General features: G+C 62.9%; 11 protein-coding genes, 1 tRNA gene and 1 pseudogene. 3 read left to right on the top strand and 10 right to left on the bottom strand.

Annotated elements, in window-relative coordinates; all coding sequences use genetic code 11:
• Positions 1 to 11: 11 nt before the first annotated feature.
• From GGR61_RS16140 to prpB, 5 genes are all read right to left on the bottom strand, one after another.
• On the bottom strand, positions 12 to 2,228 hold the full coding sequence (locus GGR61_RS16140; RefSeq protein WP_184406959.1) for a TonB-dependent receptor: 2,217 nt from the start codon (positions 2,226 to 2,228) through the stop codon (positions 12 to 14).
• Positions 2,229 to 2,644: 416 nt separating this feature from the next.
• The gene (prpF, locus tag GGR61_RS16135) at positions 2,645 to 3,844 is read right to left on the bottom strand and encodes a 2-methylaconitate cis-trans isomerase PrpF (protein WP_184622638.1); all 1,200 of its coding nucleotides are present in this window, start codon (positions 3,842 to 3,844) and stop codon (positions 2,645 to 2,647) included.
• 65 nt (positions 3,845 to 3,909) lie between these two features.
• Complete coding sequence (acnD, locus tag GGR61_RS16130; protein WP_184622636.1) at positions 3,910 to 6,552, bottom strand: Fe/S-dependent 2-methylisocitrate dehydratase AcnD; 2,643 nt, start codon at positions 6,550 to 6,552, stop codon at positions 3,910 to 3,912.
• Positions 6,553 to 6,732: 180 nt separating this feature from the next.
• Positions 6,733 to 7,887 carry a 2-methylcitrate synthase gene (gene prpC, locus GGR61_RS16125; protein ID WP_184406956.1) on the bottom strand — a complete coding sequence of 385 codons (1,155 nt, stop codon included), beginning with the start codon at positions 7,885 to 7,887 and terminating at the stop codon, positions 6,733 to 6,735.
• Positions 7,888 to 7,959: 72 nt separating this feature from the next.
• Positions 7,960 to 8,856 (bottom strand): methylisocitrate lyase, encoded by an 897-nt coding sequence (gene prpB / locus GGR61_RS16120; RefSeq protein ID WP_184622635.1) that lies wholly within the window; start codon positions 8,854 to 8,856, stop codon positions 7,960 to 7,962.
• Positions 8,857 to 8,984: 128 nt separating this feature from the next.
• On the opposite strand from prpB, the gene prpR reads away from it, so the two are divergent.
• Positions 8,985 to 10,619: a propionate catabolism operon regulatory protein PrpR gene (gene prpR / locus GGR61_RS16115; protein WP_184622633.1), complete on the top strand. Its 1,635-nt coding sequence runs from the start codon at positions 8,985 to 8,987 to the stop codon at positions 10,617 to 10,619.
• A 130-nt stretch (positions 10,620 to 10,749) separates the two neighbouring features.
• On the opposite strand, the gene GGR61_RS16110 is transcribed toward prpR, so the two are convergent.
• Positions 10,750 to 11,076 (bottom strand): hypothetical protein, encoded by a 327-nt coding sequence (locus tag GGR61_RS16110; protein ID WP_184622631.1) that lies wholly within the window; start codon positions 11,074 to 11,076, stop codon positions 10,750 to 10,752.
• A gap of 507 nt (positions 11,077 to 11,583) precedes the next feature.
• Positions 11,584 to 11,994, bottom strand: coding sequence for a hypothetical protein (locus GGR61_RS16105; RefSeq protein WP_184622629.1), 411 nt, complete (start codon positions 11,992 to 11,994; stop codon positions 11,584 to 11,586).
• Positions 11,995 to 12,071: 77 nt separating this feature from the next.
• Between GGR61_RS16105 and GGR61_RS16100 the strand changes: the two are divergent.
• Together GGR61_RS16100 and GGR61_RS16095 are read left to right on the top strand one after the other, a co-directional pair.
• A pseudogene (locus GGR61_RS16100) lies at positions 12,072 to 12,441 on the top strand (hypothetical protein).
• Positions 12,438 to 12,977, top strand: a complete 540-nt coding sequence (locus GGR61_RS16095; protein ID WP_184622628.1) for a Rha family transcriptional regulator — start codon at positions 12,438 to 12,440, stop codon at positions 12,975 to 12,977. The pseudogene GGR61_RS16100 and the gene GGR61_RS16095 overlap by 4 nt, the downstream one beginning before the upstream one ends.
• A 491-nt stretch (positions 12,978 to 13,468) precedes the next feature.
• Here GGR61_RS16095 and GGR61_RS16085 read toward each other — a convergent pair whose 3' ends face one another.
• From GGR61_RS16085 to GGR61_RS16075, 3 genes are all read right to left on the bottom strand, one after another.
• Positions 13,469 to 13,681: a hypothetical protein gene (locus GGR61_RS16085; RefSeq protein WP_184622625.1), complete on the bottom strand. Its 213-nt coding sequence runs from the start codon at positions 13,679 to 13,681 to the stop codon at positions 13,469 to 13,471.
• A gap of 586 nt (positions 13,682 to 14,267) precedes the next feature.
• Positions 14,268 to 14,480: a DUF4224 domain-containing protein gene (locus tag GGR61_RS16080; RefSeq protein WP_184622623.1), complete on the bottom strand. Its 213-nt coding sequence runs from the start codon at positions 14,478 to 14,480 to the stop codon at positions 14,268 to 14,270.
• Between the two features lie 98 nt (positions 14,481 to 14,578).
• A tRNA-Val gene (locus tag GGR61_RS16075) sits at positions 14,579 to 14,653 on the bottom strand.
• Positions 14,654 to 14,809: the final 156 nt, after the last annotated feature.

The following is a 14,809-nucleotide window of genomic DNA, read 5'->3' as shown; positions in this document are numbered from 1 at the left end:
CACAGCGCCGATCAGAAATTGGCGCGGAACTGCGCGCCAACGATGCGCGGATCGTTGATGAAGCCGGTGAGGTTGTTGAAGTCGATCGCACCGGTCACGCGGACCTGATTGGTGCAGTTGCGGCAGAACACCGACACCTCGTAGGCACCCGCGTCCCAGGTGTAGCCGATCTTCGCGCCGCCTTCGACCAGCGGCTGGCCAGTGAACTCCTTGGAGTCGTACAGGAAGAAGTTCACTTCGCTGCGGTAGGACCAGTCGGTGTAGAAGAACAGCTCGCCGTCGTCGCCCATCGGGATGCCGTAACGCAGGGTGGCGTTGGCCATCCACTTGGCGGCCTGCGGCAGGTCGTTGCCGTCGATGATGGCATTGCCGGCGGCATTGAGCGGATCGGTCACGGTGCAGGTGCGGCACACGCCCACCGACAGGCTGGGGTCGTCGATACGGGTCCAGTTGTAGGCACCACCGGCCGTCACCCGCAGGTTCTGGGTGAGCAGCGCTTCGAAGTCGAACTCGGCGCCACGCGCCTTGGTCCTGTCGGCATTGAGCAGACGGATATCGTTGGACGCGCCACCGACCGCAGTGAGCTGTTGCTTCTTCACCTGGAAATCGTAGATGTCAAAGCTCAGACGTGCGCGGTTGTCGAACAGGTCGGACTTGATGCCGATCTCGAACGAATCCACCGTCTCCGGCTCGGCCACGGTCAGCGGCGCGGTGCCCGATGGCACGCCGAAGCTGGCGCCACGGAAGCCGCGTGCCGCACGCGCGTAGACGTTGACGTCGTCGTTGATGGCAAACGTCGCCGCCACATCGCCGGTGACCTTGGAATTATCGGTTTCGCCGCTGGACGGCTCGATCAACGTGACACGGTCCAGCGCCAGCACGTCGAAGGTCTTCTTGTCGTAGGTGTAGCGGATGCCGGCGCGCAGGTTCAAACGATCGGTGGCCGCGTAGTTCAACGACCCGAACGCCGCCCACGAGGTGTTGCGCTGACGGGTCAGCTGGTAGCTGCTCAGATCGCCGCCGCCGAACGTGTCGTAGGTGTAGTTCTCGCCCTGCACTTCGTCGTGGAAGTAATACAGGCCGGCCTGCCAGTTGAGCGGGCCTTCGTACTGCGATTCGGCACGCAGTTCCTGGCTGTACTGGTCCAGGCTCTTGATGCCGCCGGCGGTTTCCACCGGGAACGGAATCACGCCCGGGCCGGACGGCGGTGCGAACACCGCGCCGAAGCCACCGTCGATGTCGCCACGGCTGTAGTACTTGCCGATGCCTTCGTAGGCGGTGATCGAGTGCAGCGCGATATCGCCCAGGTCCCAGGTCAGGTTGGCGCTGCCGCCGTAGGTCTGCAGCTCCTGCGCGTTTCCGCCGTCGATGAAGGACTTCTCCGCATCGAAACCGTCCACCAACTGGTTGGTGCCCGGCTGGATGATGTTGGCGCGGAACAACCGCGCGGTGCCGTCCAGGTGACGCGCATGCGCGTTGAACAGCGCGCTGAAATCGTCGCTGGCCTGATACAGCAGCTGCAGACGCACGGCCGAGTCGGTATAGCCTTCCAGGTCGCGACCGTCGCGGTTTTCCACCCAGTCGTCGCGGCGCTGGCCCAGCGTGGACAGACGCGCCGCCCAATGGTCGCCCATCGCGATGCTCAGGCCGCTTTCCAGCGTCATCGTGCCGTAGGTGCCGTAAGACAGGCTGGCATAGCCGTCATTGGCGCCGATGCTCGGCTTGACCGAGTTGAACTTGACCACGCCGGCCGGGGTGTTGCGCCCGAACAGGGTGCCCTGCGGGCCGCGCAGCACTTCCAGACCTTCCAGATCGAAGATCGGGAAGCCCTTCAGAAACGCGTTTTCCTGCACCACGTCGTCATAGATCAACGACACCGGCTGCGAGGCGTAGGTGTTGAAGTCGGTGTTGCCGTAGCCGCGGATATAGACGCGCGGGAACACACGGCCGTTGGACGACTCGATGTTGAGGCTGGGCGCCTTGCCGGCCAGCACGCGGATATCCGAACCGCTGGTGGAGATCGCATCCAGATACTCCGGGCGCAGCACCGAGGCCGACACCGGCACGTCCTTGGAGTCTTCCGAGCGGCGCTCGACGGTGACCTTGACCGCGTCCAGACGGACCACACCGCCGTCGCTGGGCGCTTGCTGGGCAGCGGCATGGAACGGAAGAAGGGAAGCGACGGCGACGGCGAGCGCGCTGATCTTGAGCGACCGGCTGGCGGACATGGGGGAAGACTCCGAATTCTGTTGGCGGGGCGGCCAGGCCTGCATGCCGCGTTGCAACAGAATTAACACGATTTACACAAATATGGCAGAGCTCGTACGAAAAAGTTAGCTAAATTCGCCAAGGCGTTCTAATTAATGCAACACGACAGCGCGATCCGCGTTGCAGGTGGGATCTCCGAGACCGATGCCGCGCGGCGGCCTCGCGTCGTGAGCAGGACCGACCAGGCGCACAGCGGTCAGCGACACCTCCATCGAGTGCTGATGGCAGCGATGGGGACACACACTGCCGTCCCCCGCAAACGCGCGACGTCGATCGACCCGAGCCCAACCTCCGGCGTCGTGCATGAGCCGGCGCACTGCGTGCGACGACTCGTCAGCCATCCGGGAAACCCCACACGCATCCCCGGCTGAGCCAGTCAGTCACTCTCGACGACGTGCGCCGGCACCCGCACCGAGCCGTCCATCAGCACGCGCGCACTGCGGCTCATCAGCGCCTTGGTCACCTGCCACTGCCCGTCGACCAGTGTCGCCTCCGCCCCGACGCGCAAGCTGCCGGACGGATGCCCGAAGCGCACCGCCGAACGCGCCGCGCCGCCAGCGGCCAGGTTCACCAATGTTCCAGGTACGGCAGCGGCGGTACCGATCGCAACTGCCGCAGTGCCCATCATTGCGTGGTGCAATTTGCCCATCGACATCGCACGGACCAGCAGGTCGATCTCGACCGCGTGGACCGGCTTGCCGCTGGACGCGGTGTAATCGGCCGGCGGCGCGACGAAGGCCACCTTCGGCGTGTGCTGCCGCGTGGCAGCGTCTTCCACCTGTGCGATCAATCCCATCCGCACCGCACCGTGCGCACGCAGCGTTTCGAACATCGTCAGCGCACGCGGGTCGCCATTGATCGCGTCCTGCAGTTCGGTGCCGGTGTAACCCAGATCGCGCGCATTGACGAAGATGGTCGGGATACCGGCATTGATCAGCGTCGCCGCGATCGTGCCCAGGCCGGGAATCTCCAGCGGGTCGATCAGATTGCCGGTGGGGAACATTGCCCCGCCCTCGCCTTCGGCGTCATCGGCCGGATCGAGGAATTCCAGCTGCACCTCGGCGGCCGGAAACGTCACCCCATCCAGTTCGAAGTCGCCGGCTTCCTGTACCTGACCATCGCACATCGGCACATGCGCGATGATGGTCTTGCCGATGTTGGCCTGCCAGATCCGCACCGTCGCCACGCCATCGCGCGGCACGCGGGCGGCATCGACCAGGCCATTGGCGATCGCAAACGGCCCTACCGCCGCCGACAGATTGCCGCAATTGCCGCTCCAGTCCACGAACGCACTGTCGATGGAAACCTGGCCGAACAGATAGTCCACATCGTGCCCGGCACGTGCGCTGGCAGACACGATCACGCTCTTGCTGGTGCTCGAGGTCGCACCGCCCATGCCATCGATCTGCTTGCCATACGGATCGGGACTCCCGATCACCCGCAACAGCAGCGCATCGCGCGCAGGCCCGGGCTGCTGCGCGGCAACGGGCAGATCCTGCAGGCGAAAGAACACGCCCTTGCTGGTGCCGCCGCGCATGTAGGTGGCGGGGATGCGGAGCTGGGGGAGATGGGTCATGGGTGAAAGGCCGGCATTGGGGATTAGAGAGTGGGGCGGCGTTACGACGGCAGGCGCCATTGAGGTTAGTGCGCTTGCGGTGCCGCTACTGCTTCTAACGCATCTCGATTCCCGACTCCCGATTCCCGGCTCTCAAGAAAATCCTGCGCAAACCGTTGCAGCACGCCGCCCGCCGCGTAGATGGACACTTCCTCGGCGGTATCCAAACGACAGGTCACCGGTACCTGCAACTGCTCGCCATTCCGGCGATGGATCGATAGCGTCAGCGTGGCACCCGGGGTGCGCTCGCCGACCACATCGAAGGTTTCGCTGCCGTCGATGCCCAGCGCCTTGCGATCGGTGCCGGGCTTGAACTCCAGCGGCAACACGCCCATGCCGATCAGATTGGTGCGGTGAATCCGCTCGAAACCCTCGGCCACGATCACTTCCACGCCCGCCAGGCGCACGCCTTTGGCCGCCCAATCGCGCGAGGACCCCTGCCCGTAATCGGCACCGGCAATGATGATCAGCGGCTGCTTGCGCGTCATGTAGGTCTCGATCGCCTCCCACATGCGCAGCACCTGCCCTTCCGGTTCCAGGCGCGTCAGCGAGCCGGCTTTGACCTGCCCATCGACCACGGCCATTTCGTTGACCAGTTTGGGGTTGGCGAACGTGGCACGCTGCGCGGTGAGGTGATCGCCGCGATGGGTGGCGTAGGAATTGAAGTCCTCTTCCGGCACGCCCATCTGCGCCAGGTATTCGCCGGCCGCGCTGCCGGCCTGGATCGCATTGGACGGCGATAGATGATCGGTGGTGATGTTGTCGCCCAGCACCGCCAACGGCCGCATGCCCTGCAGACTGCGTACGCCGGCAAGCGCACCCTCCCAGTACGGCGGACGGCGAATATAGGTACTGGTCGGGCGCCAGTCGTAGAGCGGGCTGACGCGGATGCCCTGGCCGACGCTGCGCTTGAACATCGGGTCGTAGACGCTGCGGAAATGTTCCGGTTTGACGCTGCGCGCCACCACCGCATCGATCTCCGCATCGGTCGGCCACAGATCCTTGAGCGTCACCGCCACGCCATCGGCATCGATGCCCAGCACGTCTTTTTCGATATCGAAGCGCACCGTGCCGGCGATGGCATAAGCGATCACCAGCGGCGGCGATGCCAGAAACGCCTGTTTGGCATACGGATGGATACGCCCGTCGAAATTGCGATTGCCCGACAACACCGCCGTGGCATACAGATCGCGGTCGATGATCTCTTGCTGGATCACTGGGTCCAGCGCACCGCTCATGCCATTGCAGGTGGTACACGCGAACGCGACGATGCCGAAGCCCAGTTGTTCCAGCTCGCTCAACAAGCCGGCGTCTTCCAGATACAACTGCACCGCCTTGGAGCCGGGCGCCAGCGAACTTTTCACCCACGGCTTGCGCGTCAATCCGCGTGCATTCGCATTGCGCGCCAACAGCCCGGCCGCGATGACGTTGCGTGGATTGGAGGTATTGGTGCACGAGGTGATCGCCGCGATGATTACTGCACCATCGGGCATCTGCCCCGGTACGTCTTCCCACGCAGCGGCGATGCCGCTGTTTGCCAGCTCGGTGGTTGCCACCCGCTTGTGCGGGTTGGACGGGCCGGCCATGTTGCGCACCACACTCGACAGATCGAACTGCAGCACGCGCTCGTACTGTGCGGTGACAAGGTCGTCCGCCCACAGGCCCGTGTGGCGTGCGTAGGTGTCCACCAGCGCAATCTGCGTCTCTTCGCGCCCGGTCAGGCGCAGGTAATCGAGCGTCTGCTGGTCGATATAGAACATCGCCGCAGTGGCACCGAATTCCGGCGTCATATTGGAAATGGTCGCACGGTCGCCGATGGTCAGCGCACTGGCACCGGCGCCATAGAACTCAAGATACGCACCGACCACCCGTTGCTGACGCAGGAACTCGGTCAATGCCAACACGATGTCGGTGGCGGTGATGCCGGGTGCTGGCCGGCCGAGCAATTCCACGCCGATGATGTCGGGCAGACGCATCCACGACGCGCGCCCCAGCATCACGTTCTCTGCTTCCAGACCGCCAACACCCACTGCGATCACTCCCAGCGCGTCCACATGCGGGGTGTGGCTGTCGGTGCCCACGCAGGTATCCGGGAACGCCACGCCGTCGAGCGTGTAGATCACCGGCGACATCTTCTCCAGATTGATCTGATGCATGATCCCGTTGCCCGGCGGAATCACTTCCATGTTCTCGAATGCGCGTTTGGTCCACTCGATGAAATGGAAGCGATCGGCATTGCGACGATCTTCCACGCTGCGGTTCTTGGCAAAGGCCTGCTTGTCGAACCCGGCGTATTCGACCGCCAACGAGTGGTCGACGATCAATTGCACCGGCACCACCGGGTTGACCTGCGCCGGATCGCCCCCTTGCTCAGCGATCGCATCACGCAAGCCGGCCAAGTCAACCAACGCGGTCTGTCCAAGAATGTCGTGGCAGACCACGCGCGCCGGAAACCATGGGAAATCCAGGTCGCGCTTGCGCTCGATCAGCTGGCGCAGGTACGCCTCCAGCATCTGTGGCTGCGCACGCCGCACCAGGTTTTCGGCATGCACGCGCGCGGTATACGGCAGCGTTGCATAGGCACCGGGCTGCAGCGCATCGACGGCGGCGCGTGCATCGAAATACTCCAACGAGGTGCCCGGCAAGGGCTTGCGGTACTGGCTGTTCATGGCGGGCGATATCACGAAGCGGGCGAGGTTTTGTTGCTACTGCGGCACTACTGCTATTGCTTTGCTCTGCTGTTGCTCTGCTGTTGCTCTGCTGTTGCTCTGCTGTTGCTTTGCCCTTCTCCCGCAAGCGGGAGAAGGTGCCCAAAGGGCGGATGAGGGCCAGCACAGCCCCACGCCAACTCAGGGACGCTGATCCAGCGGCACAAACACCTGATCTTCCGGCCCGGTGTAATTGGCAGATGGACGAATGATCTTGCCGTCCACACGTTGCTCGATGATGTGCGCGCTCCACCCGGCAGTGCGCGCCAGCACGAACAGTGGCGTAAACATCGCCGTCGGCACGCCCATCATGTGGTAGCTCACCGCACTGAACCAATCCAGGTTCGGGAACATCTTCTTGATGTCCCACATCACCGTCTCCAGACGCTCGGCAATGTCGTACATCTTGCGGCTGCCCTGCTCGTCGGAGAGGTCGCGCGCCACCTCCTTGATCACCTTGTTGCGCGGATCGGACACGGTATAGACCGGATGCCCGAAGCCGATCACCACTTCCTTGCGCTCCACCCGCGCCTTGATGTCGGCTTCGGCCTCGTCCGGCGTGTCGTAGCGCTTTTGCACTTCGAAAGCCACTTCGTTGGCACCACCATGCTTGGGCCCGCGCAACGCACCGATGCCACCGGCAATGGCACTGTACATATCGCTGCCGGTGCCGGCGATGACACGGCATGCAAACGTGGAGGCATTGAACTCGTGTTCGGCGTACAGGATCAGACTGGTATGCATTGCACGCACCCACGAATCCTTGGGTGCAAACCCGTGCAGCAAATGCAGGAAGTGCCCACCGATCGAATCGTCATCGGTTTCCACCTCGATGCGCTTGCCGTTGTGGCTGTAGTGATACCAGTACAGCAGCATCGAGCCCAACGAGGCCATCAGCTTGTCGGCGATATCGCGCGCACCTGGGTGATTGTGGTCGTCCTTTTCCGGCTGTAGGCAGCCGAGCACCGACACGCCGGTGCGCATCACATCCATCGGATGGGCCGACGGCGGCAGTTGCTCCAGCGCCGCTTTCACTGCGGCCGGCACCCCACGCAACGAGCGCAACTTGGCCTTGTAACCACGCAATTCGCCGCTATTGGGCAGTTTGCCGTGCACCAGCAGATACGCAATTTCCTCGAACTCGCTGGTGGTGGCCAGATCCAGAATGTCGTAACCGCGATAATGCAGGTCGTTGCCGCTGCGCCCCACGGTGCACAGCGCAGTGTTGCCTGCAGCAGTGCCGGACAAGGCAACGGATTTTTTCGGCTTGAAACCGGGAATGGTGGTGTCGTTCATGCGATGAGCTCCCAAGCTGTGGCGTGTTGCGGTGTCACTGAGGATTGACCAGGTGGACGCAGCAAGCGGCGATCATGCGCCTTTGCGCGCAAACAGTGCATCCAGGCGTTGTTCGTAGTCGTGGTAGCCGATGCGTTCGTACAGCTCTTCGCGCGTCTGCATCGTTTCCAGCACCGCTTGTTGGTGGCCATCGCGGCGAATTGCCGTGTAGACGGCTTCGGCCGCCTTGTTCGCCGCACGGAACGCCGACAGCGGAAACAACTGGATCGCCACGCCCGCAGCGGCCAGCTGGTCGCGCGTAAACAGCGGCGTCTTGCCGAACTCGGTGATATTGGCCAGCACCGGCACGCCCACCGCATCGACGAAGCGTTTGTAGGTGTCCAGGTCGTAGGCGGCCTCGGCAAAGATGCCGTCGGCGCCTGCTTCCACGCAGGCGATGGCACGCTCGATCGCCGCATCCACGCCTTCCATCTGGATGGCATCGGTCCGCGCGATCAAGAAGAACGCCGGGTCGGTCTTGGCATCGGCGGCCGCCTTGACCCGGTCCACCATCTCGCCCTGACTGACGATCTCCTTGCCCGGCCGATGCCCGCAGCGCTTGGCGCCGACCTGATCTTCGATATGGCAGCCGGCCGCGCCCGCCTTGATCAACGATTTGATGGTGCGCTCGATGTTGAACGCGCTCGGCCCGAAGCCGGTGTCCACGTCCACCAGCAGCGGCAGCGCGCAGACATCGGTGATGCGGCGCACATCGATCAGCACGTCTTCCAGCGTATTGATCCCCAGGTCCGGCAAGCCCAATGAGCCAGCCGCCACGCCACCACCAGACAGGTAGATCGCCTGATAGCCGGCGCGCTGGGCCAGCAGCGCATGATTGGCGTTGATCGCGCCGATCACCTGCAGCGGCGATTCGGCAGCCAGCGCCGTGCGGAAGCGCGTGCCGGCAGAAGAGGTGGACGAAGACGTCATGGCGATTCCTGCGTTGGGATAACCGAGTAAGCGCAAATGGCATGCCAACGGCAACCCACTGATTTTATTGCACCTACTTACGCCATCACGTTGCAAATGTGCAACATTTGGATCACTATGCAACACCGTTGCAACGTAGCACGCAGATGCGCAGCCCTTCGTTATCCGAGCCGACAGACACGTCCCCGCCGGTGATCTGGACCGTCAGCGTGTCTCGCCTGACCGTGCTGCTTGCCGATGTCATCCCCGAGTTCGACCAGCGCGCGCGCATCGAGCAGATCAACCTCGGCTTTGCGGACGCGGTGGAGGTCATCGGCCAACGCCTGCGCCGCGAGCGTTGCGACGTCCTGGTCGCTGGCGGCTCCAACGCCGCGTATCTACGCAGCCGGCTCGCGCTGCCGCTGGCGCCGATCCAGGCCACCGGATTCGACCTGATGGAAGCGCTGGCGCGCGCACGCCGCATCGCGCCGCGCATCGGCGTGGTCACCCATGCCACCGACGTGCCCTCGTTCAGCGCCTTTCAGCACAGTTTCGACCTGGACATCACACACCGCCGCTTCGTCACCGCCGAAGACGCACGCGACTGCATCGCCGACCTGCGCGCCAGCGGCATCCAGGTCATCGTCGGCACCGGCATGGCGATCGATTTCGCCGAGCAGGCGGGCCTGCCCGGCGTGCTGCTGTACTCGGCCGACTCGGTGCGTCGCGCACTGGACCAGGCCATCACGCTGGGCAGCGCGCCACGCACCGACATGGCGACCGGTCGCACGCCCCCACGTCGCGCGCGCCGCAGCGACATGCTGCTGGGCCAAGACGCCGCACTGCGGCACGTGCGCGAGCTGGTGCAGCTGTACGCGCCGCATCCCGGCACGGTCCTGATCAGCGGCGAAACCGGCACCGGCAAGGAATTGGTCGCGCGCCAACTGCATTCCGGCAGCCGTCGGCGCGGCCGCTTCGTTGCGATCAACTGTGGCGCCATCAGCGAATCGCTGCTGGAAGCTGAATTGTTCGGCTATAGCGACGGCGCATTCACCGGCGCACGCCGTGGCGGCCATACCGGCCTGATCGAAGCCGCGCAGCACGGCACCTTGTTTCTCGACGAAATCGGCGAACTGCCGATGCCGCTGCAGACACGCTTACTGCGCGTACTGGAAGAGCGCGAAGTGCTGCGTGTTGGCGCCACGCTGCCGGTCGCTGTCGATGTGCGCGTCGTCGCCGCAAGCCTGCAGCAGCTGCAGGCGCTGGTCGAGCAAGGGCGCTTCCGGCGCGATCTGTTCTATCGACTGGCCGCGCTGCGCATCGCGCTGCCACCGTTGCGCAATCGACCCAACGAAATCGCCTTGTTGCTAACGCATTACTTCCAGCAACTCGGCAGTATCCCTTCGCCACTGACACCGGCAGCATTGCAGCGGCTGCAACAGCACGCGTGGCCAGGCAACGTGCGCGAGCTACGCAATCTGGTCGAACGCCTGTGCATCCATTGGAAGGCACACCCGCACGACAGCCTGAGCCTGGATCAATTGGAAAGCTGGGCGCCGGAGCTGTTCGACGCACCACCGCTCGACGCACCAGCGCATGATCGCGCAGCCACGCCCACGCACACCGATCTGGCAACCTCACGCCTGCACCTCACCGCAGCAGTCGTGCGCGCCGCGTTGGCGCGCGCCAACGGCAACCGCGCACGCGCTGCACAGGCACTGGGCGTCTCACGCACCACCTTGTGGCGATGGATGCAGGCGCATGCTGTGATACCGCCCCCCTGAGCATCCAGCCACCCCTCGTGCAACACCGTGCGGCAGCCGGCCATTGGCCCGATGGCCGAATCAAGCAATCACGCCCCACCACCGGCGGGTCGCACTCATGGCGCATTGTTCTGCCGGCCCACACCAGCGCTCACTTGACCCGCGTGTACTCGGCATCGCCAGTGCTCAGCCGCCCGGTCGCCTCGTCGATCGCGTAATTGACCGTACCGTCGGCGTTGGACACCTGCAGCACACCTTTGTTCAAGATGGCAGGATGATTCCTGGTCTTGACGCCATTACCCAACAGCTCGGGCGTCGTATCGCGGATGATGAAGCTTTCCCCATTGTGCTCGATGCTCAGCACGTTCTTCTGCGACTTCACGTTGACCCACTTGCCCACGTACTGCTCACCTACATCGCGGGCACAGCCAGCCAGCATCAATATCGCAACCAGGGCACCACCAAGCAGCGTTTTCATCGCCACTCCTTCTTCAACGCGGGGGATTGCAGGATGGCAACTCCAGACGCCACTCGCAAGAAGGCAGGCGCAACCGAGACGATGCGAAGCATATCGCCCCGGCAGCGGAATATTGACCCTGTGGACGCCAAATGATTGACGCTCTTCGGCGTAGATCTATCAGACCATGCCTGTTCAAGACAACACACTGCGAAAGTTGAAAAGCCAGACCTACCGAAAGCAGGTGCTGCAACGGTCGTCGGTGGCGTTGCGCAGATGCTTTCGCCTCAACCGCGAGGGCTATCAGCGAAGGAAAGGCCGGAGAACGCGCACAGCTACTCCATGGACGGAACAGTCATACCCAAGAGGGTGGTGGCCACGATACGAAGGGCATGTTCGTCGGCTCGGCGGTGATTGGCGGCGGCATCTTCGCCGAGGATCAGACTTAGCGGCCGTTTGTGCACCACTCGTTGTCGGGCGCTGCATTGATGATCACCTGCGACGCCTTCCAGCATGGTCAGCGTCGCCTCATTTAATTCCAGCAGCCACAGAGGCTGCGCTTAGAGCCATCTTGTGCTTGATCACTTCCGCGGTGACGCCGCAGACGAGCAGCCCAGACACCATAAGAAAGCTGAACCTAGCCATCCGCTCCAGCTGCTGGCCTCGCGTTTGGCCGTGCGCCGCCATCCGGTGGCGCGAATGAATCACGACGGAGGCAATAACAATCATCAGGCCCACTACCAAGCTGGCCATGGCTCCGAGCAGGCGGAAACCGATCGGCAGACCAGACGTAATTACCGAAAAGCCCGCTGCGATGAAGGCAGTTCCGAGGCCCCAGCACTTCATCATTTCAACGAAGTCTTTCAGGTTGCCGAAGAACACGTCGTCCCTGGCTTGGCGCGCAGTTGCTTTGTCTTGATCGATAATTTGCTCTTGCATGTTTGCTCTCTGTGGTTTGGAAAGGCCTCGACAAATGGTTATCGGCGGGGCGCGCAATCGCCTTGAGTCGTGGCCTCTTGACCCGCCTGACCTTCTTCTGGCCTAGAAAGAACTGGTCGCCGAACGCGCGTGTGCATTGGTCGCGCAAGGCAAGGGCCATCAAGAGCGCGCGCCAGCGTGCGCTCACCGCGTTCCAGGCCGGCTGGAAGGGCATGCAGCTGCCGGCAGGCCTGCTACACCTGTGGATCGACTTCTACCCACCGACGAAGCAGATGCCGGACGACGACAACATGCTCGGCCGCTGCAAGGCATACCGCGACGGCCTGGCCCAGGTTGGGGATCGACGATCAGCGATTCATCTCCCACCCGCTGGTGCGCGCTGAGCCGCGCAAGGGCGGGCAAGTGGTTTTCATCATCACCGGCGCGAGCCAGAACGTGCATCCATGAGCCAACTCACCATTGCGGGCGGCGCGCCGGCAATCACTAGCCGTGATATCTCGGAGCTGGTCGAAAAGCGCCACGACAACGTCAAGCGAACAATCGAAGCGCTTGCACAGGAGCGTGTCATCCAGCTTCCTCAAATTGAGGATACTGAAAAAATCAATGGCTTAGGTCTAAGCCAGGCCACCCGCGTGTTCGTGTTTGCTGGCGAGCAGGGCAAGCGCGACAGCATTGTGGTGGTGGCGCAGCTGTCGCCGGAGTTCACCGCGCGCCTGGTTGACCGCTGGCAGGAGCTTGAGCGCCGCATCGCCGCGCCGGCCGATCAGCTTGTGCTGCTCTCGGATCCGACCGCGCTGCGCGGCGGCCGGCACGTCATCACCTCGCGGTACGTCGGCGGCAGAGGTCTTTGCGGGGCCAACAGTGAGGAGCGGCACGTAGCGCGCAGCCACAGCGCGGAGATCTTCGTCGAGCCGGGCCAGGTGCGCTCCTACCGAATCCACACCAGGACCGAGGGTGAGTCCACGATCGAGCCGATGCTGTAGCCGCCAGCACCAGCCCCCACAAAGCAAAAACCCCGCCGGAGCGGGGTCAGTTGGTAGAGTTTGCCGCTCTTTTACTTGAAAGAAATGCAAAGACGATCGTAGTCAGGGTGCCACCCCCCAATGTGGTCGCGACAACGTCATGACCGGCCATTGCCAAGTGATAGCTTGCATACAAGCATCCGACTGCAAGCACCGCAGCAAAGATCTGCCCGATGATTCTTGTGGCAATCGACCAGTTGAGAGCCTTGGTCTCAATTGTCCGGTTGTGTGCGCCTTCCTCTTCGGCCCACTGAACAATTCGCCCTGCCAGCCCAGGCTGTATCTCGTTAAAGTCTGCGAGGAGCTTAGGCGGAGGTATGGGGCCCTCCCAGCTTGATCTCATGGCGTACTGCTGAGTTATCTGCTGCGTTGTTTGTTGCTGCCCAACACGAAGCTCAGCCGTACGAACCGTTGCGGGCTTGGCTGAGCTTGCTAAGCTGTTAGGCCTTGACTCAGTAGGCTTTTTCTGCGGCTTTCTTCTGCTCATCCTTGGCCCTCTTCATCGCAGTGTCCATATTGCGGCCTACTCGTGCAAAGCTCGCCTGCATCCGGGCTTCAACCGTGGGTCGCTTCATGAACGACTCGACTTGGCCTGACGGGAAGAGTGAAAAAGCGCCACCTATGCCGGCTAAAAACGCGTTTAACGTAGCATTTATTTTGTTCATGGGCTTTCCAGCAACTTCGCTGGTCTCCTTGGTGGGGCACACTGAACGTCGGTGAATGCTAATGAATGCATCGAAACGCTACTGCGTGTAGCCGCGGAGTATACAGATCTGTCTAGTCAATTGACTACATTCTGTTGACTTCACCGTTAGCACGGAGTAGTGCAGCAAATTAGTCTCGAACGTCGGGTCGTCTGCGGTCAGACCCATCCATCATCGGCAAAGTTCCTCCCAGCTTTAGCAACCGCTAGCTGCTGTGGTAAGCGCCCAGTTCAGCCTGCCGCTAGCTAATCGCGCCAGCCGCCCACCCAGTGGACTCGGCCGATGATGGTGATCGGGTGCTTCTTGGAGACCATGGGCTTGGGCTTGCGCCACTGGTGGTCGCCGGCGGGGCACCTGGTCGATCATTGGCAGGAGCTGGAACGCCATGTGGCCGCGCCGGCGCCGTCAATAGTCAACCTCTCCGACCCGGCAGAGCCACGCAGCTTGCTGGCGAGCTACACGTCCCATGACGGTCAAGACAGCCGCTGGATCTGTCACCACCCGCTGAATTCAGCGCGGCTAAATACACCGGCGTGTTAAGCACTCATCAAACGACTTTGTTGGAACGCCACTCAACGGTTGCGGCAGGACGTGGCGCAGCAGCGCCCTCTACTGCAGAGCGCAGGATCACGGGCCGGCCGTAATTATCCAGGTAATGCCTGATGCCGTTCGACCGCAGGAATGCCACTTGGCGCGCGCGCTGCGGCGTGCGACACAGCTCTGTCACTTCATCTCGGAATAGGCAAAGTCCAGCTGACATTCTCGATCCTCTTGCAGGACGACTGCAGGACAACAAAAAAGCCGGCGCATGGCCGGCTTTTCTTCTCGCGCTGAACCCTCGATGCTGCTGGGTTTCGATGGTGGGCGGTACAAGGTTCGAACTTGTGACCCTTGCCGTGTGAAGGCAATGCTCTACCGCTGAGCTAACCGCCCGATGACGCGAGCCGCACATTATAGGGCAGCTGTGGCGATCGTCAACAGGTTCATCCAGCACGGCGACGACGCGGACGAAAGCGCCCCCGTTCCGGCGCCTGGACGGGGCGTTGCCGCCCTGGCACCCAGGGCGTGGCGATCAATCCCGCACCGTTC

The organism is Xanthomonas sp. 3058 (genome assembly GCF_014199765.1).
Taxonomy (GTDB): Bacteria; Pseudomonadota; Gammaproteobacteria; order Xanthomonadales; family Xanthomonadaceae; genus Xanthomonas; species Xanthomonas campestris_B.
This window is presented reverse-complemented; position numbering and strand designations above follow the sequence as displayed.